The sequence below is a fragment of the Niastella soli genome (assembly GCF_017742245.1).
In the GTDB taxonomy this organism is placed as follows: Bacteria; Bacteroidota; Bacteroidia; order Chitinophagales; family Chitinophagaceae; genus Niastella; species Niastella soli.
This window is the reverse complement of the sequence record NZ_JAGHKO010000004.1, coordinates 820,597-841,551: the sequence shown is the minus strand read 5'-3', so window position 1 is coordinate 841,551 and position 20,955 is coordinate 820,597. Positions and strand designations below refer to the sequence as shown.

General features: G+C 46.0%; 21 protein-coding genes. 10 read left to right on the top strand and 11 right to left on the bottom strand.

The features are described 5' to 3' along the window. Positions 1–13 precede the first annotated feature (13 nt). Together J7I42_RS18300 and J7I42_RS18295 are read left to right on the top strand one after the other, a co-directional pair. Positions 14–508 carry a cytidine deaminase gene (locus tag J7I42_RS18300; RefSeq protein WP_209140287.1) on the top strand — a complete coding sequence of 165 codons (495 nt, stop codon included), beginning with the start codon at positions 14–16 and terminating at the stop codon, positions 506–508. 350 nt (positions 509–858) lie between these two features. Continuing rightward, positions 859–1,356 (top strand): suppressor of fused domain protein, encoded by a 498-nt coding sequence (locus J7I42_RS18295; RefSeq protein ID WP_317196252.1) that lies wholly within the window; start codon positions 859–861, stop codon positions 1,354–1,356. Positions 1,357–1,363: 7 nt separating this feature from the next. Here the strand turns inward: J7I42_RS18295 and J7I42_RS18290 are convergent, their stop codons facing one another. The 5 genes from J7I42_RS18290 to J7I42_RS18270 all read right to left on the bottom strand — a co-directional run bounded on the left by J7I42_RS18290 (position 1,364) and on the right by J7I42_RS18270 (position 5,109). Beyond that, the gene (locus J7I42_RS18290; RefSeq protein WP_209140285.1) at positions 1,364–2,455 is read right to left on the bottom strand and encodes a flavin reductase family protein; all 1,092 of its coding nucleotides are present in this window, start codon (positions 2,453–2,455) and stop codon (positions 1,364–1,366) included. A gap of 3 nt (positions 2,456–2,458) precedes the next feature. Continuing rightward, positions 2,459–3,460 (bottom strand): YhdH/YhfP family quinone oxidoreductase, encoded by a 1,002-nt coding sequence (locus J7I42_RS18285; RefSeq protein ID WP_236065517.1) that lies wholly within the window; start codon positions 3,458–3,460, stop codon positions 2,459–2,461. Positions 3,461–3,566: 106 nt separating this feature from the next. Continuing rightward, on the bottom strand, positions 3,567–4,085 hold the full coding sequence (locus tag J7I42_RS18280) for an O-acetyl-ADP-ribose deacetylase (RefSeq protein WP_209140284.1): 519 nt from the start codon (positions 4,083–4,085) through the stop codon (positions 3,567–3,569). Positions 4,086–4,247: 162 nt separating this feature from the next. Further along, positions 4,248–4,748 carry a methylated-DNA--[protein]-cysteine S-methyltransferase gene (locus tag J7I42_RS35630; RefSeq protein WP_209140731.1) on the bottom strand — a complete coding sequence of 167 codons (501 nt, stop codon included), beginning with the start codon at positions 4,746–4,748 and terminating at the stop codon, positions 4,248–4,250. A gap of 25 nt (positions 4,749–4,773) precedes the next feature. Beyond that, positions 4,774–5,109: a tRNA-binding protein gene (locus J7I42_RS18270; RefSeq protein ID WP_209140283.1), complete on the bottom strand. Its 336-nt coding sequence runs from the start codon at positions 5,107–5,109 to the stop codon at positions 4,774–4,776. Between the two features lie 36 nt (positions 5,110–5,145). On the opposite strand from J7I42_RS18270, the gene J7I42_RS18265 reads away from it, so the two are divergent. After that, positions 5,146–5,556: an OsmC family protein gene (locus J7I42_RS18265; RefSeq protein ID WP_209140282.1), complete on the top strand. Its 411-nt coding sequence runs from the start codon at positions 5,146–5,148 to the stop codon at positions 5,554–5,556. A gap of 231 nt (positions 5,557–5,787) precedes the next feature. Beyond that, entirely contained in the window at positions 5,788–7,206 is a 1,419-nt protein-coding gene (locus tag J7I42_RS18260; protein WP_209140281.1) for a Gfo/Idh/MocA family protein, read from the top strand. 65 nt (positions 7,207–7,271) lie between these two features. On the opposite strand, the gene J7I42_RS18255 is transcribed toward J7I42_RS18260, so the two are convergent. Next, complete coding sequence (locus J7I42_RS18255; RefSeq protein ID WP_209140280.1) at positions 7,272–7,529, bottom strand: hypothetical protein; 258 nt, start codon at positions 7,527–7,529, stop codon at positions 7,272–7,274. Between the two features lie 153 nt (positions 7,530–7,682). Here J7I42_RS18255 and J7I42_RS18250 point away from each other — a divergent pair, with 153 nt between their 5' ends. After that, positions 7,683–9,122 (top strand): Gfo/Idh/MocA family protein, encoded by a 1,440-nt coding sequence (locus J7I42_RS18250; protein WP_209140279.1) that lies wholly within the window; start codon positions 7,683–7,685, stop codon positions 9,120–9,122. Between the two features lie 100 nt (positions 9,123–9,222). On the opposite strand, the gene J7I42_RS18245 is transcribed toward J7I42_RS18250, so the two are convergent. From J7I42_RS18245 to topA, 3 genes are all read right to left on the bottom strand, one after another. After that, entirely contained in the window at positions 9,223–10,155 is a 933-nt protein-coding gene (locus J7I42_RS18245; RefSeq protein WP_209140278.1) for a transglutaminase family protein, read from the bottom strand. An 87-nt stretch (positions 10,156–10,242) separates the two neighbouring features. Beyond that, the gene (locus J7I42_RS18240) at positions 10,243–10,842 is read right to left on the bottom strand and encodes a YcxB family protein (RefSeq protein ID WP_209140277.1); all 600 of its coding nucleotides are present in this window, start codon (positions 10,840–10,842) and stop codon (positions 10,243–10,245) included. Positions 10,843–10,927: 85 nt separating this feature from the next. Beyond that, entirely contained in the window at positions 10,928–13,528 is a 2,601-nt protein-coding gene (gene topA / locus J7I42_RS18235) for a type I DNA topoisomerase (protein ID WP_209140276.1), read from the bottom strand. Positions 13,529–13,909: 381 nt separating this feature from the next. Here topA and pxpB point away from each other — a divergent pair, with 381 nt between their 5' ends. The 5 genes from pxpB (at position 13,910) to J7I42_RS18210 (ending at position 19,588) form a co-directional block, all read left to right on the top strand. Further along, positions 13,910–14,659 carry a 5-oxoprolinase subunit PxpB gene (pxpB, locus tag J7I42_RS18230; RefSeq protein WP_209140275.1) on the top strand — a complete coding sequence of 250 codons (750 nt, stop codon included), beginning with the start codon at positions 13,910–13,912 and terminating at the stop codon, positions 14,657–14,659. Positions 14,660–14,729: 70 nt separating this feature from the next. Then, the gene (locus J7I42_RS18225; RefSeq protein WP_209140274.1) at positions 14,730–15,722 is read left to right on the top strand and encodes a 5-oxoprolinase subunit C family protein; all 993 of its coding nucleotides are present in this window, start codon (positions 14,730–14,732) and stop codon (positions 15,720–15,722) included. After that, positions 15,716–16,477: a LamB/YcsF family protein gene (locus tag J7I42_RS18220; protein ID WP_209140273.1), complete on the top strand. Its 762-nt coding sequence runs from the start codon at positions 15,716–15,718 to the stop codon at positions 16,475–16,477. Before J7I42_RS18225 ends, J7I42_RS18220 begins: the two co-directional genes overlap by 7 nt. Positions 16,478–16,561: 84 nt before the next feature. Further along, positions 16,562–17,758, top strand: a complete 1,197-nt coding sequence (locus J7I42_RS18215) for an NRAMP family divalent metal transporter (protein WP_209140272.1) — start codon at positions 16,562–16,564, stop codon at positions 17,756–17,758. 564 nt (positions 17,759–18,322) lie between these two features. Beyond that, positions 18,323–19,588, top strand: coding sequence for a DUF4407 domain-containing protein (locus tag J7I42_RS18210; protein ID WP_209140271.1), 1,266 nt, complete (start codon positions 18,323–18,325; stop codon positions 19,586–19,588). On the opposite strand, the gene J7I42_RS18205 is transcribed toward J7I42_RS18210, so the two are convergent. Together J7I42_RS18205 and J7I42_RS18200 are read right to left on the bottom strand one after the other, a co-directional pair. Further along, the gene (locus J7I42_RS18205; RefSeq protein WP_209140270.1) at positions 19,580–20,071 is read right to left on the bottom strand and encodes a hypothetical protein; all 492 of its coding nucleotides are present in this window, start codon (positions 20,069–20,071) and stop codon (positions 19,580–19,582) included. The two genes, J7I42_RS18210 and J7I42_RS18205, sit on opposite strands and share 9 nt — an antisense overlap. A gap of 57 nt (positions 20,072–20,128) precedes the next feature. After that, entirely contained in the window at positions 20,129–20,779 is a 651-nt protein-coding gene (locus J7I42_RS18200) for an SGNH/GDSL hydrolase family protein (protein ID WP_209140269.1), read from the bottom strand. Positions 20,780–20,955: the final 176 nt, after the last annotated feature.

Here is a 20,955-nt window from a genome sequence, read left to right as displayed (position 1 = left end):
AAAATCAGGGATTATGAAAAAGGACGAATACAAGTTTTCATTTGAAGTATATGATTCTGTTGGGGAGTTATCGGAAGAAGATGCCTGGTTACTGAATGAAGCAAGAGAAGTAACCCAGCATGCTTATGCACCTTATTCGCATTTTCAGGTAGGTGCAGTAGCCAAACTGGCCAATGGAGAAATTGTAGCCGGTAGTAACCAGGAGAATGCTTCGTTCCCCGTGGGTTTGTGTGCCGAACGGGTATTGCTGGCATCGGCATCGTCGCTGTATCCCAAAATACCGATCGTTTCAATGGCTATCAGTTATCAGTCCGGAAATGGCGATAGCGATCATCCTATTTCTCCTTGTGGTATTTGCCGGCAATCGTTACAGGAATTTGAGTCACGGGTGAACCATCCTATACGGCTCATACTCGGTGGCATGGAAGGAAAAGTCTATGTGATACCCAAAGCCAGTTCGTTATTACCCCTGGCCTTTACAAGTGATGAACTGAGGGGGGAATGGTAAAATAGGCAATAGGCAATGGGGAATAGGCAATGGGCAACTTAGTAAGTAGACAGTTATTGCTGAACCTGAAGGTGCCGGTTATTTAGTTATTAGGTTCTCGAGTTGGTAAATTATTAGGTTCGTAAGTTATCGCGAGTCTTAACCCAATAACCCAATAACCTACGAACCTAATAACTGAAACTTAGCATCCAGAAAGCAGGGCTTTAAACCGAAACCCGTAAACTTGGAACTCTGAACTAACAAACTAACAAACTCTGACTAACGAACACAAACATATTCTTAGACAATTAAGCACCCACTTCGGCGCAGCACCTTCTTTGTTATGGGAACCCAATGAGGAGGATCCACAGGTGGGCTGTGCGTATTTCCCGGCAGATAAAACTGGCCGGCCCTGGGGCACCTTATGCTCTTATGGTATGAGCCTTACACCCATGGCGCTCGACGAGCAGGCGGAAGATACCGATACCAAACGGGCGGAGATCATTGTTTATGTAAACGAAGGGGAGACCGAACTGGATGATATTGCCAACTGGGTACGATGGGCCGGTGCTTTCCCGTTTTTACAGGAACCGCAAACCTTTCTTGGCTGGGGGCATACCATTCACCTGCACAATGTTTTTGAGCATTCCGAGTTAACTACTTTACTTACGTTATCATCTATAGTAACGGCCGACAATGAACCGGCTTTTCAGCTCGAAGGGGATGATGTTGGTTTTATCTGGCTTACTTTTCTTACCGATGCAGAATATGCGTTCAAGAAAGAAAATGGCGTAAATGCCATCCTCGATCTCTTTGGAGAACACCAACACCCCGTTACGCTTGACCGTGGCCGTAAAAGTTACGTGTAAGCAATACTTAAATATCCAACTCCAGATCAGCAGTGGCATAACCGGTACAGGTAAGCACCAGTCCACCCTGTAAGTCTCCATCTGTAAGTACTTCATTATTGCTCATGGTTACCGAGCCTTTACGGCAATGTGCCGCACAGGTGGCGCACCGACCGGTATTGCAGCTATAAGGAAGGTCAATGCCCTGTTTTTGAGCGGCCTGTAAAATGGTATCGGGCCAGGCTGAGGTGAAATGATGTGTTTGATGCGCATAATGCACCACTACCCTGAATACCGTAGGTGGGATGATAAAGGCGGGTTTGCGGATAGGCTCGATCACAAAATGCTCTTTCCGCAATTGATCCTCACTAAAACCCAGCACCCGAAGGGTGAACTGTACCATCCGCATAAATGGCTCCGGTCCGCAGGTATAGAATACCATCCTGAGCGCCTTGTCCGTCGAATCCGCCGCGGCGGAGTAGGCGGAAGCCTTTGCGTAGGCGTAAGTCGAAGGGAGATTATTTTCTATTATTTTTTCCAGCAGCCAGTTATTCAACCGTGCAGGTTTGGTATCGGCATCGAGGGGATTGCTCAATAAGTCGATGCGGGTGAACCGTTGTGGGTATTGCAACACCAGTTGTTGCAGCGGTTGGTGGTAAATGATATTCGGCTCATCGTGATTTTGATAAAGAAGCGTGATATGGCTTTCCGGTTCATAACAAAGCGCTTTTTTTATCAGGGCCAGAATGGGCACAATGCCGCTGCCGGCCGCAATAAACCAGAGTTGTCGTTTTTGTGTTCTATCGGTTTCAATAACAAACCGGCCTGCAGGTGGTAAGCTGGTTACGAGCGTTCCTGGTTTCCAGGTGCGCAGGATATGACGCGAGATCTCGCCATTTTCTTTCTTTTTTACTGTAATGGCTACGTGCTTATCTACGCCATGTGTAGTACAAATAGAGTAGGAGCGGCGTATTTCATGTCCCCGGTGGCTAAACAAAAAAGTCAGGGATTGACCGGCATCCCAGGTAACCGGTTGATCATTCACTTCTTCCAGAACATACGTTTTTGCATCAGGCGTTTCGGGAATCACCTGAATCACTTTCCACTGCAATATTTCCATTAGTTACAGGTTGTTGAGATTGACCACAATGCGGCCCATTATTTTACCCTGCAAAATACTATCGATATAGGTAGCATTCAACTCCTCCAATGTAACTTCTTTGGCAATGGCAGGTAATTTATCTTTTATATTCCAGTCGGTATTGAGCTTTTCCCAAACGATGAGGCGTACAGCCATGGGCGTTTCAGCAGAACCAATGCCCAGCAAATTAACGCCGTTCAGAATGAAAGGATATACGGTGGCATCGAGTTTAGGTGATGACACCAGTCCGGTGCTTACTACACAGCCTTCGGGTTGACAGGCCTTCAATAAGGTGACCAGAGTATCGCCGCCAACGGTATCGATGGCCCCGGCCCATTTAGGTTTTAGCAATGCTTTACTAGTAAAATCGGTTACAAACGATCGGTCTTCTACTCGGGTGGCGCCAAGATGTTGTAAGTATTCCATGGCATTTGATTTACCACTCACTGCAATCACCTCATAGCCTGCTTTTGTTAAAATAGACACCGCCATACTGCCCACGCCACCGGTTGCGCCGGTAACTACAATGGGTCCCATTGCCGGGGTCATTTTCATCAACTCCATTTTATACAAAGCACAGGCAGCGGTAAACCCGGCTGTGCCAATGGTCATACAATCTTTTAAGGAAAGGTTTTCTGGTTTTTTGACCACCCAGCTGGCCGGCACCCGAATAAACTGACCATAGCCCCCACAGGTGTTCATGCCCAGGTCGTTCCCTGTGACCACTACTTCGTCACCCACCGCAAACTGTTCGTTGCGGCAGATCTCTACCACACCGGCCGCATCTATACCGGGAGTATGCGGATATTTTCTGGTTATGCCTTTGTTGCCGGTTGCCGAAAGCGCGTCTTTATAATTCAGCGAAGAATAATGTACCCTGATCACCAGCTCACCCGATGGCAGATCATCAATTAACCGGTCTATGATCGTCCGCTCAAATGTTCCGGTTTCGGTTTCTGTTACCCAAAGCGCTTTAAATGGCATATATAAGATGTTTCTATGTTGTTATAGTAATACTATTAGGCATTGGTGAATTATGGCCGTATGCCATCTGCCGTCTGCCTTCCCCCCATTGCCTATTCCCCATTGCCTATTGCCCTTTGTCCAGCCTTTCTTTATACAGTGCATAATTCTCCTCATCAAAACACACAAAAATAATTTCTTTAATAGTGTTATCGGTTGCCAGAAACTGTTGTACAGTGGTAATGGCAATAGTAGCTGCTTCTGATTTCGGAAAGTGGTAAATGCCTGTACTGATATTCGGGAATGCAATGGTTTTTATCCCAGTTTCAACAGCCAGTTGTAATGAGTGGCGATAACAATTGGCCAGCAGCTCCGGTTCCCCGTTATGACCGCCATTCCATACCGGGCCTACTGTATGAATTACATATTTGGCTGGCAGTCGGCCCGCGGTAGTGATCACTGCCGCGCCAATAGCACAACCACCCTGTTTGGCCCGTATTTGCCGGCATTCCTCCAGTATGGCCGGTCCGCCAGCGCGGTGAATGGCGCCGTCTACACCACCGCCGCCCAGGAGGGAAGTGTTGGCTGCATTCACGATAGCGTCAACTTCTATTTTAGTGATATCTCCCTGTATAAGCCTGATCATAAAAAGTTTTGAATATCCTTCATCCCATCATCCCAAAAATCCCAATATCTCAGTCAGTATTGCAAAAACAACGCCGAGGTATTCTTTCTTCCGCATCCCATCATCCAAGTCATCCCAGTCATCCCCATCCCAGTAAATCCCAATAATCCCATAAATCCCAGTTCAGAATAAGGTTTGTACCCCGTTAGCTATTTTATTCTCGTGTTGCAATAACCATTTTTTCCGGGGCAGACCGCCGGCATAACCTACCAGTTGATTGTTGCTGCCAATAACCCGGTGGCAGGGTACTATAATGGCCACATTATTTCTACCATTGGCTGCAGCGGCAGCCCTGATCACTTTGGGATCGCCCAGGCGGTGTGACAACTCCAGGTAGCTGATTGTTCTTCCATAGGGGATGTTCATCAGTTCGGCCCATACCTTTTGTTGAAAGGGCGTGCCTTCCTGCGAGATGGGCAATTCAAAAAAGCGGCGTTGGCCATGAAAATATTCTATCAGTTGTTCTACCGCCAGTATGGCCATGGGAGGCAGGTCTTTGTTATCGGTGGCAGGTGCAATTTTATCGGGTTCATCGATAAACAGCACTTCACTGAGATAGTGTTCGGTACCTGTTATCAGCAGCAAGCCAACGGGCGACTGGTAATATGTAGTGAAGGAGCTTATATGAACAATTTATTAAATTAATTGATCAGCCAATCTTCCAGCCGTTTTGTACCGGGTGGTCGGGTGTTAGTAAAACTACCTCTTTTTTATCAGTGTAAACGCCCAGCACCAGGCATTCGCTGAAAAAATTAGCGATCTGCTTGGGGGGAAAGTTCACAATGGCTACTACCTGTTTACCGATAAGGGCTTCCTTATCGTATAAATGCGTTATCTGGGCCGATGATCTTTTAATGCCCAGCTCCCCAAAATCGATGGTAATTTGATAAGCCGGATTTTTAGCTTTTGGAAAATCATTAACTTCCATGATTGTTCCGGCCCGGATATCTATTTTTGCGAAGTCATCCCAAGTGATAGTACTCATTGTGCTAAATTTTTTTCAAAAATAAATTACAATTACATGAAACGTACAGCTACTGCCGTTTGGAACGGCTCAGGAAAAGATGGAAAAGGAAATTTAACTACGCAAAGCACTACATTGAACAAAACGCAGTATTCGTACAAATCAAGGTTTGAAGAAGGGGTAGGTACTAATCCCGAAGAACTGATTGCAGCTGCGCATTCAGGTTGTTTTGCTATGAAATTGAGCTTCGTGTTAGGCGGCGCTGGTTTTACTCCCGATTCACTGGAAGTAACTTCTACTGTTGCCCTGGAAGATGGCACCATCACCAGCTCTCACCTCGTATTAAAAGCAAGCATTCCTGGTATCAGCGCAGACAAATTCAAAGAATGTGCTGAAGATGCTAAAGCTAACTGCCCGGTGAGCAAGGTGCTGAACTGTGAGATCACTTTAGATGCTTCTTTGGTTTAATTACAGGATCCTGGCAGAAAACTAAGAAAAGTGCGTGTTGATGCCAGTTGATGTATACGAAGTAGGAGGTAGGACGTAAGAAGTAAGAAAAGTTTGAGATTTTTAGTCTCCCTATTAATTTCGAATCTGTATTTCCTACTTCCTATTTCTTACTTCCTACTTCCTTCATCCGCCCTCATGAAACGTTAATGCATACTTTTAACTTTCATCCTAATATTAACTTGCTGCCATATGCCCTCAAACAAACGATCTGTTACCCGGCGCAATTTTATAAGAAATACTTCCTTAGCCGCCGGTAGCTTCTTTATTGTGCCACGCCATGTATTGGGCCGTGGTTTTATTGCTCCCAGCGACAAACTCAATATTGCCGGCATTGGCGCCGGTGGTAAGGCCGAAGTGAACCTTCCCTACGCCTATAACAATGGTGCAGAAAACATAGTGGCCCTTTGCGATGTAGATGACCGTATGGCTGTAAATGCCCGCAAAAGATGGCCTAATGCGCCGTATTACCGCGATTACCGCGAAATGCTGGAGAAAGAAAATAAGAACATAGACGCGGTAATTGTTACCACCCCCGATCACATGCATGCTGTACAGGCCATGGCCGCCATGCAGCTGGGCAAACACGTATATGTAGAAAAACCGTTGACCCACGATATTTACGAAGCCCGTATGCTCACCCAAGCCGCCCAGCAATACAAAGTGGTTACGCAAATGGGTAACCAGGGAAGCAGTGGCGACGATACCCGCAATGTAGAGACCTGGATCCAGGCCGGCGTAATTGGCGCTGTACATACCGTTCACGTTTGGACGAATCGTCCCGTGTGGCCGCAAGGCATTCCTACACCCACCGGTAATTTTGATGTTCCAAAAGAAGTGGATTGGGACCTTTGGCTGGGCACAGCGCCTCACCGGGATTTTAACCCGGCTTATTTGCCCGCTACCTGGCGGGGCTGGGTCGATTTTGGTTCCGGCTCCCTGGGCGATATGGGCTGCCACTTTATCGATGTGCCTTTCCGGGCGCTGAAACTAGGTTACCCCATCTCGGTAGAGTGCAGCGTAGGCTCCGTATATACCGGATTTTTTAAAGAAGTGTTTTATACCGATAGTTATCCGCCTTCCTCCAAAATACATCTCCAGTTCCCGGCAAGGGGCAGCATGGCGCCGGTTGAAATGATCTGGTACGATGGCGGTATCAAACCTGCTCGCCCCGCCGAATTATTACCCGATGAACCATTTGCCGAATGGGATGGGGGCATCTTGTTTGAAGGTACCAAAGGTAAACTGGTGGCTGGTTTATTTGGCCGCAATCCAACCTTGTTGCCCACCTTGAAAATGAAAGACGCCAAACTGCCCAAATCAAAATTCCCCTTTGTTGAAAGAGGTTCCGAAGGGCACCAAACCCAATGGGTGCAGGCCTGCAAAAAAGGGTATGGTACATACACCAGCTCTTCTTTCGATATGGCCGGACCGTTAACGGAAACCGTTCTGATGGGCAACCTGGCTATAAGAAGTTATAATATCAAAGAGGGCAATAGTTTTCCAGGCCGTAAAAAGCTGCTTTGGGATGGCGCTAATATGCGTATCACTAATTTCGAAGGGGCTAATGCCTTTGTGAAACGGGAGTATAAGAATGGTTTTAAGTTGTAAGCGTTTGTTAGTTATTTAGTTTTTGAGTTATTAAGTTATTAGGTTATTGAGTTCCTGGTTCCACGTTACAGGTGCCAGGAAAAGAGGATGTCGCGAAGGAGCGTTTGCCGTCTGCCGCCTGCCGTCTGCCGTCTGCCGTTTGCCGTTTGCCGTCTGCCGTTTGCCGTCTGCCGTTTGCCGTCTGCCGTCTGCCGTTTGCCGTCTGCCGTCTGCCGCCAAAGATGACCCACTGCCCACTGCCCAATAGTCATGAAACCTCCTACAAACAGGTTACAAAAAGTTAATGTATAAACCAGCCACTTTGCAGCATTTTGCAGACCCATTATTGGGGGTACTGCAAAGGAAAATTCAATAAAAAAGTATGGTGGCTCTTGCAACACTTTACAGCGGAAGCACGTCTTCCCTTTGTTGCAATTATTTTGCTAAATCGGTTTAATTCTATACATTCAGCATTCTAAAAAACACAATGCTTCTATATGAAGAAAAACAAAAAAACCAACCAGTCGTCAAGACGGGACTTCCTCAAAAACACTTCCCTGGCTGCGGCCGGATTCTTCATTGTGCCCCGGCATGTATTGGGCAAAGGATACGTTGCGCCCAGTGATAAATTAAATATTGCCGGCATTGGTGCTGGTGGTAAAGGTACCAGCGATCTGGCTGAATTTGCCAAAAGCCCCAAGGTGAATATTGTGGCGTTGGTTGATGTGGATGATCGCCAGGCTGTTAAATCCCGGCAGTCTTTCCCCAATGCGAAATACTACAAGGATTTTCGCGAAATGCTCGATAAGGAAAAGAACAACATCGATGCATGTTCTGTTTCCACGCCCGATAATACCCACGCCGTTGCCGCCCTATCGGCTATGCAGTTGGGTAAGCATGTGTATGTTCAAAAACCATTGACCCACGATATTTATGAAGCCCGTATTCTTACCGAAGCGGCTAAACGCTATAAAGTAGTGACCCAAATGGGCAACCAGGGTGGTTCTGGCGATGGTGTTCGTAAAATGAAAGAAATGGTGGATGCCGGCCTGGTAGGCGAGGTGCACACCGTGCATTGCTGGACAAACCGTCCCGTTTGGCCACAAGGCATTCCCACGCCAACCGGTTCTTTTGAGATTCCCAAAGAACTTGACTGGGACCTGTGGCTCGGCCCCGCCAAAAAGATCGATTTCAATCCGGCTTATCTGCCTTTTAACTGGCGTGGCTGGTGGGCTTTTGGTACTGGTTCATTAGGCGATATGGCCTGTCATATCATGGACCCGGTGTTCCGCATTCTGCCCATCGATTATCCTTCTTCTGTTGAGTGCAGCGTGGCTACTATTTATAAAGAGATGTGGAACGATTATGTAAACCCTGATGCCTGCCCGCCTTCATCGATCATGCACCTTACTTATCCTAAAAAGAATGGAAAGGGAAATATTAAAGTGTCCTGGCACGATGGTGGTTTAACGCCTGAGCGTCCTGAAGAATTATTGCCCGAAGAACCAATGGGTAACTGGGATGGCGGTGTTATTATGGAAGGTACCAAAGGTAAGATCATGTGCGATTGTTATGGTGCCAATCCACGCTTATTGCCTACCCGCCTGATGCAGGAGAAGAAAATGCCTGCAGAAAGGATCAAACGGGTGCCTGAAGGCCACTATGTTCAATGGGTAAATGCCTGTATCGAAGGATATGGTAAAGGCGAAACCAGTTCTCCATTTGAGTATGCCGGTCCGTTTACAGAAAGTATCCTGATGGGTAATCTGGCCATCCGCAGCTTTATGATGAAGAATGCTGCTGCTAAAGGCGACAACAGATACCCGGGCAGAAAACGCCTGTTATGGGATGCAAAAAATATGAAGATCACCAACTTTGATGAAGCCAACCAGTTTGTGAAGAGAGAGTATCGGGAAGGCTGGAAACTCAGTTTATAAGTTATACCGGGAGGGTCCCCTTTAAAAGGGGCTCACCCATAAATTACAAAGGTGAGTTGCCCTCAAGAGCAACTCACCTTTCTATTTAAAGAGATATTCGTTATTCGTTCTCAGGATCAGCGTCCGTGTCTGTATCTGTATCTGAAGTATCAGGTTTTTCTTCAATAGTGATCAACTCTGAAAGCGCCAGCAACTCTTTTTGTTTGTAACTGTTCTTCTCATCCGTAAAGCATTTGCTGAACTCTTCCATCATAAACTGGATCACCCGCTTATTGGAAAGCTGTTTGAAGTAACCGGCCGACGGAGCCACGTTTATGCGCTTGAAGTAATTCTCTACATCTTTATGCGTGAATACCTGTCCGCTCATGGGATCAATGAAGAACTCTGTTTTATACAACGGATTCTCCACATGACGGGTAAAGTCGTAATCTGTTTTAAAATAACCCAGCACAAACTGGTGCGGTATATTGATGGCACGAACCGGCACATCGAGCAATTCGCACAATATGAGGTATAGGATGCCATTGGCAATGGTATTGCCGCGTTTTGATTCCAGTTGTTTATTGATCAGGAATTCATCCGGGTTTTGATAACCGATCTCTGCCCCTCGTAAGTTGAAATAATTGTATAAAATGCTGGTGACCACATTTACCTGCTCCAGGGGAGTGAGGTAGCTGTTCAGTTCCAACCAGATATTGCGACGTAATTTTTCAACTTCCTGGTAAACCTGTGCGGGAACCAGGTCGGGGAATTGAAAGCGGGCAACCAATAGTGCACCAGTGAGAAGGTCCTGGTGTGTGTTGTTATTCCATTGCGTTAGTTCTTCCGTCAGATCGCGGTAATGCAGTCGGTGTATCAACATCTCAATTCGTTCCTGCACATCTTCGCTTATAGTGTTCTCCCACAAGTTTTCGAGATTGGGGATGATCCCTTTCCCGAAATCGATTATGCGCGTTGATACCACATTGAATACTTCTTCATCCGGATCATCAATCAAATGGAACAAGGCCGATATTTCTTTGTTTTCTTCCATTGTGTATCTTCAGTTCTTGCCGTTTAACCGATTCAATTTCGGAATCTTACAAAAGATATCAATAAAAATGTTATCCACAAAGTTTCTTCACTTTGTGGGGAACTCTGAATTCAGTGGTAAATGCTGGTTAAATAACCGTTCCAGCTCCAGTTTATCCTGAGTGGTTGCTATCACGCGCCTGGGGATAACAATGGCATGATAAGAGTTTGTATACAAATAGTAACAGGCTGGGGTTTCGGCTTTTTTCACGATAGCTTCCCAGCTGTATTTACTTTCCGAGGCATTGTCTTTATCTACGATGCCGGTATCGGTGAGCACCACTTCGGCTTCTTCCAGCACATGCTGGTTCTCGGGTTTGGAAAGAATGTTTTTCACCCTGCGTAAAATAGACCGTTTTATAAGATAGGGCACCATTAAGAAATAAATGGTAGCAATAACGCTAAATATGATAAGGTCAATAAAGATCTGTTCTGAACGGCGGCTAAAAATGTATAAGCCGGCCACCGCTGCATACAACATAAAAACCCGCAGATAATACCACAGCCGGTAATTCTTCTTTTCAGGCGCTGCCCACGCCGTGTAATAATTGTAATCAAAATATTCTTCTTCCGTAAGGTGGTATTTCAGGTTAAGCATGGCTGGTTGAAAGCTTGTGATGAATTGTAAATGGTTTTTCTTTGCCACCATTCAAAAAGAAAGGGGCAATTTAGCCCCTTTACCTTTCCATAATATATTTTCGCCCTTGCATTTTAATCCACATTCCAGTCCTTCACTATTTGGATTTCTTTTTAGGCGCTGCTTTTTTGGTTGCATCCTTTTTAGCTGCTGCTTTTTTAGTGGGTGCTTTTTTAGCCGCTGCTTTCTTGGCAAATGCATTGGGTACCTGTGCTTCGATCATTTTCTTTATATCATCCAATGGCACCGTGCTTAATTCTTCTGCCGTGTATTTGGTATCATCGGCTTTCTTGCCCACTTTCAAGATCTTTTTACCGAATTTCAATACCGGACCCCAACGGGCATTTTCAATCGAAATCTTTTCATCGGGCCAGTTTTGAATATACCGGTTCTCTTCTTTTTTGATCTTGGCTTCAATCAGCTCATTAATGTCTGACTGGCTCAGTGCTTCAAAATTGTAACGCCGGGGTACGTTGATGTACATGTCGTTCCATTTAATGAACGGACCAAAACGACCAGTACCTTTTGTCACCGGTTTTGTATCGTAATGCGCAATAGGCGCGTCGGCTTTTTGTTTTTCGCCTATCAGTTCCATAGCTCTTTCTATGGTGAGGCTGAATGGATCTTCGCCACGGGGCATGGAAATATTCTGCTCGCCCCATTTTATATAAGGACCAAAACGGCCCAGGTTCACAGATATTTCCTGACCATCCTGTTCGCCTAAGGTTTTGGGCAGTTCAAACAACTGCATAGCCTCTTCGTAAGTAATGGTCTCAATACTCTGTCCTTTTCTTAACCCGGCAAAGCGTGGTTTCTCTTCATCATTTGCTTCGCCGATCTGTACAATGGGACCAAAGCGGGCCATCCGGGCCACGATCTTTTTTCCACTTTGCGGATCGATCCCCAGTTCACGTTCCCCTTTTATCCGTTCTGCCGTTTCAATGGTATTATCAACGTCTTTTTTAAAGGGAATATAAAAATCGTCGATCATGCTGTTCCACTTCAGTTTGCCGGCAGCCACTTCATCGAATTCATTTTCAATACGGGCAGTAAACCCATAATCCATGATATCGTCAAAGTATTGTTTTAAGAAGTCGGTCACCACCAGGCCCAGATCGCTGGGGAACAACTTGGCTTTTTCGGCCCCGGTGTTTTCCTGTTCGGTAACCTTGCTGATCTGATCGTTCTTTAAAGTAAGTATGCGGAAATCGCGTTTGATCGCATCTTTATCGCGTCTCTCCACATAACCCCGTTTTTGAATGGTAGAAATGGTGGGCGCATAAGTAGAAGGTCGGCCAATACCCAGTTCTTCCAGTTTCTTTACCAGCGAAGCTTCCGTATATCTGGGGGAAGGACGGCTGAATCGCTCGGTGGCCTTCATTTCTTTTAAAGGCAATTGCTGGTTTACTGTTAATGGGGGCAACATACCTTCCTGTTGCTCATCATCTGTAATATCCTCTTCGTCACGGTCTTCGCGGTATACTTTTAAAAAGCCATCAAATTTCAATACTTCCCCGCTGGCCGTTAACTCTTCTTTATTAGTAGAAATTTCTATTTTGGCAATGGTCCTTTCCAGTTCGGCATCCGCCATCTGGCTAGCCATGGTACGTTTCCAGATCAGCTCGTACAGGCGGCGGCCGTCAAAATCGGCATCCTCCAGCGTGCTGCTGTCCATATAAGTAGGCCTGATGGCTTCGTGCGCTTCCTGTGCCGATTCGTTCCTGTTCTTGTATTTGCGGGGCTGATAATAATTATTACCATACGAACCGGAGATCTGTTTGCGGATATCGCCCATGGCGGTATCACTCAGGTTCACGCTGTCGGTACGCATGTAGGTGATCTTACCACTTTCGTACAGGGTTTGCGCTACCCGCATGGTGCGGCTAACAGAAAAGCCCAGTTTACGGGATGCTTCCTGTTGCAGGGTAGAAGTGGTGAAAGGTGCTGCCGGTGATTTTTTGGCCGGTTTAACCTGGATATCGTTCACCTTATACTTAGCGCCAAAACAGGATTGCAGAAAACGTTCGGCGTCTTCTGCAGCATTGTATTTTTTACCTTCTGCAATGAAGGTTACATTTTTACCGGTAGTATCGTTGGCAGTGAAAAAGGCTTCAATTTTAAAGGTGCTGGTAGCGGTAAAAGCGTTGATCTCACGCTCGCGTTCCGCGATCAGGCGTACGGCCACACTCTGTACCCGGCCAGCGCTCAGGTTGTTCTTCATGCTCATCTTCCGCCATAAGACCGGGCTCAGTTCAAAACCCACAATACGGTCAAGCACGCGGCGGGCCTGCTGGGCGTTTACCAGGTTCATATCCAACAACCGAGGGCTGGATACCGCCTGTTGAATGGCAGGCTTGGTAATTTCATGAAAAACAATGCGTTTGGTAGTTGATGGATCCAGGCCTAAGACCTCACACAAATGCCAGCTGATGGCTTCTCCCTCACGGTCCTCATCCGTTGCCAGCCAAACTTCGTCACTTTTCCTGGCGAGGCTTTTTAGCTCCTGAACAACTTTTGATTTATCGTCGGGAATTTTATACCGGGGTTGATAACCATTCTTAATGTCAATACCCATTTCCTCCTTTTCCAGGTCGCGGATATGCCCAAAACAACTCTTTACCTCGAAATCCTTCCCAAGGATCTTTTCGATGGTTTTGGCTTTCGCAGGAGACTCAACGATCAATAAATTCTTCGCCATAGGTTCTATAAATGGTTTATATGCATTTTTTTACAATCCCTGCCCAGGATCATAAAATGGTTGAATAACCGGTTCAACCAGGTTAAAACTAGCTATTTCATTAAAATTCAATGCACTGTTTTATTGAATTTTAGCTTCACTGGGGGCAGAAAATCATAGTTGCTGGCGTGCAAGTTTAATGTATAACAACGAAAACAACAAATTGATACTTATCGGACAATACTATAACGTGCCTAAATGTCGGTTATTGGCTATCTTTAAAACAAGCTGTTATACAAGGTAAAAAGGTTGTATTCCTAACAAAAAAATAAGTGGAAACCAGTACTAATCAGCGTAATAAAAATATAATACCGTGATATTTATGACAAAATGTACGGTTGTGTGCTAAAAAAATTAACTTCAACCATTTCCAACTCTAAGGTGATCAGCCAATACAAAATATTTCCACTGGGAGATTCGGCCGTAACTTTTGACATGGGCAACTCCATCAGCGAGCCCCTGAATCAAAAGGCACTGGCCATGCAGCATTGGCTGCTGGCTCATCCGTTTGAAGGGCTAAAGGATTGTCTGGTAGCGTACAGCTCACTTACTGTGTTGTATAATCCTGTCCTTATTAAAAAATATTATAATCCAGCCAGCACCGCCTATGCCTGGGTCGCCGATAAATTACAACAAGCATTTGAGAAAACAGTTCAAACCAAACAGGCTGCCCGGGAGCTGATACAAATCCCGGTCTGTTACGAAGCAGGCTATGGGCCCGATCTGGCTGCCCTGGCCCGGTCAACCCAACTCACCGAACAGGAAGTGGTTGCCATTCACACCGACACTATTTATAATGTATACATGATCGGTTTTCTGCCTGGTTTTTCCTACATGGGTGAGGTGGATGAAAGAATTGCAGCCCCACGAAAACAAACTCCTTCACCCGTTTTGGCCGGAAGTGTTGGAATTGCAGGTTCACAAACCGGGATCTATCCTTTAAATAGTCCTGGTGGCTGGCAGATCGTTGGCCGCACACCCCTCCGATTATTTGATCCCTTTGCACCCGAACCAGTGAAATTACAGGCTGGCGACCGGGTCCAATTTTATGCGATAACAAAAGAAGAGTTTGTAAGTTATTCAGTTATTTAGTTTGTGTGTGCATGGCTCCTTAATTTAATAACGCAAACACTCAATAACCAACCAACTCAGAAACTAGCCCATGTCTTTAACTATTATTAAACCCGGACTATTAGACACGTTACAGGACCAGGGCCGTGCTGGATACAGCCGGCTAGGTATTAACAGGGGCGGGGTTATGGACCGTTATGCCGCCCAGGTGGCCAATATGCTGGTAGGGAATGATACCAACGAGGCTGTTATTGAAATCCACTTTCCTGGGGCCCAATTTCTGTTTGAACAAAATACCCTCATCAGTATTACCGGTGGTAACTATAACGCCATGCTCAATGATGAACCGGTGCCTTTATGGCATCCCATTGTTGTACGCAAAAATGCCATCCTGCATTTCCCAAAACTGCAAAATGGAAGCAGGTGTTACCTGGCAGTACATGGCGGGTTTTGTGTAAGTAAATGGCTGAACAGCTATAGCACCCATTTGAAAGCCGCCGCCGGTGGTTTTCATGGCCGTAAACTGGAAAAAGGCGATGAAATTTCTTTTAAGGAAACCAGTATATACTTTGCCGGATTACTGAAACCCGGTAAAGAATTTGAAGCGTTGAAATGGGGCGTAGATACCGGCAATACCTACGAACATCCCAACGAGATCTTCTTTATACCCGGAAATGAATGGGAACAGCTCACCAACCAGTCGAAAGATGCAATGGTGGAAGATAATTTTACTATTCATCCCTTCTCAGACCGCATGGGTTATCAGCTAAAGGGTGTTGATCTGAAACGGCATCAGAATACTGAACTGGTGAGTTCGGCCGTTAGTTTTGGCACTATCCAGTTATTGCCCAATGGTCAGCTGATCGTGCTGATGGCCGATCACCAGACAACAGGGGGCTATCCCCGTATCGGTCATGTGATCTCGGCCCATTTGCCTAAACTGGCACAACTACGACCCAGCGACTGCATTCATTTTATAAGAACAGATATTGACAAAGCCGAGCAACTGCTGATTGCCCAGCAACAGGAATTAAATATTTTACAACGCGCCTGTATGGAGCGCCTGAATAGCATGGTATGTTAAGTATCGACATTAACTGCGACATGGGGGAGAGCACTCACCTGTGGCCATATGATATTGAAAAGGACAGGTTGCTGTTATCGTACGTTAGCAGTATTAACCTGGCTTGTGGATTCCATGCCGGTGATACGAATACAATGTACACCCTGGCAGAAGCTGCTGCCGGGACCGGCATAGCTATTGGCGCCCACCCCGGTTTTCCCGATCGGGATAATTTTGGCCGCACCAATATGGAGTTGTCACCCTCAGCCATTTATGAATTGGTAGTATACCAGATTGGCGCACTGGATGCATTTTTAAAGGTATTGCATACCCGCCTGCATCATGTAAAACCGCATGGTGCCTTGTATAATATGGCGGCTAAAGATGAAAGGATGGCGGAGGTTATTTGCAAAGCTGTATATGATTTTGATCCGCACCTGGTGCTGTATGGGTTGTCGGGCAGTAAATTGATTCAGGCCGCAACCGCCACCGGACTTACAACCCGCAGTGAAGTTTTTGCCGATCGCACCTACCAGGATGATGGACATCTTACGCCCCGCACGCATCCGCAGGCGTTGTTAAGCAATACCGAACAGGCATTACAACAGGTATTGCAAATGGTACAAACGCAAAGCGTGACAAGTTTAAATGGAAAGACCGTGCCTCTTGTAGCGGAGACGGTCTGTGTGCATAGCGATAGTTTACATGCTTTGTCTTTTGTAAAGGAGATCAGGAGTATGTTAGAGGCATCCGGGATTGAAATAGCAAGTTATTGAGTTTGTTAGTTTTTTAGTTTGTTAGTTTAACTCAATAACTTAAACTTAGAACCCGGATTTAAAACTTATAACAATAAACTGCTTGTGAAATCATCCACCCGTTCAGTAATACTAGGCGCCGCATTCCTAATGGCCACCTCCGCCATAGGTCCCGGATTTATTACCCAAACCACCGTATTCACGCAACAGCTGCTGACCAGTTTTGGCTTTGTAATACTGGTTTCCATTTTATTGGATATAGCTGCCCAACTGAACGTATGGCGCATTATTGCCGTTACTGAAATGCGGGCACAGGACCTGGCCAATACTTTATTACCCGGCATGGGTTATTTGTTAGCTGTATTGATTGTAGCGGGCGGACTGGTATTTAACATTGGTAATGTAGCCGGCGCCGGATTAGGCATGAATGTGGTATATCCCTTTGATACCGATCTCAAACACCCGGTGATAGGCGCTGGCATCAGTGCAGCCATTGCGCTTTTTATCTTCTGGTTTAAAGAAGCCGGAGTGGCCATGGATTGGTTTGCCAAGATCCTCGGTTTTGTAATGATCGGTTTAACCCTGTATGTAGCCATCAGCTCGCACCCGCCGGTGGCGGAAGCCGTTTATCGGTCGTTTGTCCCTGTTACTACCAATACAACTGCTATTGTAACCCTGGTAGGTGGTACCGTAGGCGGTTATATCAGTTTTGCCGGGGCACACCGGTTGCTGGATGCCGGCATAAAAGGGCAACAACAATTGCCCCAGGTATCACGCAGCAGTGTAAGTGCTATCCTGATTGCTTCTACCATGCGCATACTGTTATTCATGGCCGCGCTGGGGGTGGTAACAAGCGGTGGTGTGTTGAACCCTGATAACCCGGCCGCTTCCGTTTTTCAAATTGCAGCAGGGGAGGTGGGGTACCGCATCTTTGGCATCGTACTGTGGAGCGCTGCGATTACCTCGGTAGTGGGTTCTGCCTATACCTCCGTTTCTTTTTTACGCACACTGCATCCGGTGTTTGAAAAATACCAGCGTCTTATTACTTCGCTTTTCATTTTGATCTCCATGGGCATTTTTACTTTCCTCCAACAGGGCGCCGTGCAAATACTGGTAATCGCCGGTGCGCTCAATGGATTGATCTTACCTGTGTCAATGGCCCTGCTCCTGACAGCCGTTCTTAAAAAGAAACTTATTGGTGATTACAAACATCCGGTCTGGTTATCGGTGGCCGGCTGGATAGTAGTAGTGATCATGGGCCTCATGGGCGGTAAAGCCATTGTATCCTTATTCGGCAGTTAGTGGTGCAAACAGTATCAGCTATCTATGCCTCATTCTCTCCGGATACCAGTATTACCCTAGTCAGATTCTCTTCAGATATATTAAAACAAGCCATTTTCCTGGTAAAAACGCCACCAAAACGCCACCAAAACGCCACCGAAACGCCACTGGAAGGCCACTGCTCAGTGGCGTTTTAGTGGCCTGTTTGCAGGATTTTGGTGGGATATATATCGGATATCTCATACTATTGGCATGAAGTACGCTACAACTAAACTAGGATTCCCGGTGAATGCTGACAGGCAGTCGCTACCAGATAACCCCTGTTGTTAGTGGATCAGACCGTGTTTTTTCGAATGTTGTGCGGAAATTACCAACGCTTGTTCTAATATGTGTTAAGGGATTTAACACCAACAACATTGAGTTTTGTTAATGGTTTTCTTTTTCACTTGTTTTTACGTTCCATTTACACACATACCGATTTTTTTATCGTTATTTGTAATATTCCAACCCACTCAACCCACCTATAAGGTATTAAGTTAATTTTTTACTCAACAATTATTATCCATTAATTAAACCGTTACGGTTATGGCTGACAATCAGCAAGCGCCTGATAATGGCTTGTATACCTATGATTCATTTACCGGTCGAGGCCCCGGCAAAAAGGCCGACACTAATTTTTTATGGTGGTGTTCCGGTGCTCATCAGGAACTCTTAAAACAATTTCCCTCCGAACACAGCAAGTACTGGGGATTAGGCGGGGTGATCCTCGCCACTTTTGTGCTGGCTGCATTAAGCTCTGGCTATGCCATTTACAGCGTGTTTGGCAATTGGCTATGGACCATCTGTTTTGCGATCATCTGGGGGCTTATCATCTTTAATTTTGACCGTTTTCTGGTTTCTACCATGCGTAAGTATGGTGTGAGCCCGCGCAAACAATTCGCTATGGCATTACCGCGGATGGCGCTGGCCATTTTGATCGGTTTTACCATCGCACGACCTTTGGAGCTGAAGATCTTTGAAAAGGAGATCAATACAAAGGTTATTGAGAACACCCACAAAAAGATCCAGTTGAATGACAGTTTGCTGCAGGCCGAGAACACGGCATTGATGCAAAACACAGAGGCAGAGCGGAACCGGTTGCTGGAACGGAAGAAAACGATTGAAGATGAGTTAAGCCGTTTACAGCAATCGTATGTACAGGAAGCCGATGGAACAGGTGGCTCACAGATCCGCGGGGTTGAAAAGATCGCCAAACTGAAAAAAGATGCCTACAATGCATCTGTGCTACAGTCCGCACCGGAGTTGCTGTCGCTTACCAATAGCATACACGTGCAGGACAGCATTCTGGCCAATGCCAAAAGCAATATGGAAGCCAAACGGGCAAAGTATGAACTAAGCGCGCTGGAGAATGTTGGTTTCCTGGAACGCAATAAAGCACTGACCGATCTGTCTGCCGAAGAAAGCAGTGTTTACTGGACCAGCTTTCTGTTATCCCTGCTCATCATCCTGATTGAAGTAGGGCCTATTATTTCCAAACTCATTATGCAGGTTGGGCCGTATGATATTGCGCTGGCCAAAGAAGAGCTGACCAGCATGGCCGCCTCGGAAAATGAAATGCGGACCAATAAAGAAATGGTGATCGACAAAAAGAACAACCTGTATAAAGCCCAAAAGGAATTCTCGGAACAACTGGTTGAAAAGATGACCACTTTGCAACAAAAACACATTGACCAGGAGCTGGATAAATGGGAGCGGGGCGAATGGAACCCACGCGACCATCGTGCATCCATGGACGAAGTGATGCGCAAAATAAAGGAGCGTTACCAGTTCAACGGGGAAGACCTATTGTAAAAAGAAATAAGCGCCGCCAAGGCCGATAAATAACAGCAGGGTTAGGAAAGCAATGCCTTTACTAACCCTGTATTTTTGTCGGGCAGAGGGTAACAATAAAAAGATAATAGCCAGGGCCGCCAGAAAGATACCCACCCCAAAACCGGTAAGGGACCTGTCAAATTTCTTCAGCTTCAGTAACTGTTCAACTGTTACGGTGCCTATTACTGCTGTAATGAATAGTAAGATGGGCAGGCCTAACATCCAACCCAGGCGCTTGCCTTTTAACAGGCACCAACCGGCAATGATACCGGCGAGGATCAAAGAATAAGCTTTTAGATCTGAAAAAAATTCATTCTTATTAATGACGAGTGAGCCGTTTTGTATGGCGTAAGAATGTGAGGTGTTGGATAATAATGAAGCCAGCTGCATGATCAGATAAACAATACCGATCAGTAATACCAGTACGCCGGCATACTTTTCTCTCCAGGACAATTTTTCCATAGGGAATCTATTTAGAATAAGAAGGTTGTAGAGGTTTGTTTTATTGTGCCCCGGACTTTAATTTTTTGATAATACATTTTTTATTGCCAGCGCCAGTTTCTCTGCCCACAGGCCATATTCTTTTCCCGATGGATGTAATTCATCGGCGGCCAGTAATGAGCCATCATTGGCTGCCAGGCGGGTGCCCGGGGTAATGTCAATATAGTGCACGGCATATTTTTCTGCCAGTGATCTGTTCACTGCATTGAACCCATCTATTTCCTGTGCAACGGTAGCGGCGTTTTTGCCGTTGTTGCGGGCAAAGGGCGTTACGCCCCAATCGGGAATGGATAATACAAAAACACGATCGGCCTGGTTGCCGGCAAAGCGGATGGCTTGTTGTAATAGCGATTCAAATTGCTGGGTATATTCAGACAAACTTCTTCCGCGATATTGATTATTTACGCCAATAAGCAGGGAAACGACCTCATATGTATTAAGAAAACTACTGTTATCAATACCTGCCTGCAATTCATCGGTTGTCCAGCCGGTTTTGGCAGCAATTTCAGCGGCTTGCAATGCGAAACCAGCCTTACGCAAACGTTGTACGGTTTGATAAGGGAAGTTTTCATAAACGGGAACGCCTTCGCCAATGGTATAGCTGTCTCCCAGGGCTAAATAAGAATAGGTGTGTGCCATGGGTGTAAAAATACAAAATACAGGTTTCAAGTTACTGGTTTCAGGTTCCAAGTTTCAGGTCCCAGATTTCAGGGACGTGTACTTCAGGCATACCTACTAGTAATCGGTACTCCGACAAGTAGGTAGTGGTGAGTGTTTAATCCCCTCCTGGGAGAGCCTGTCCCGCTTTGCGGGAGGCAGGGGTGGGTTTCTGATTTGTAGGAAGA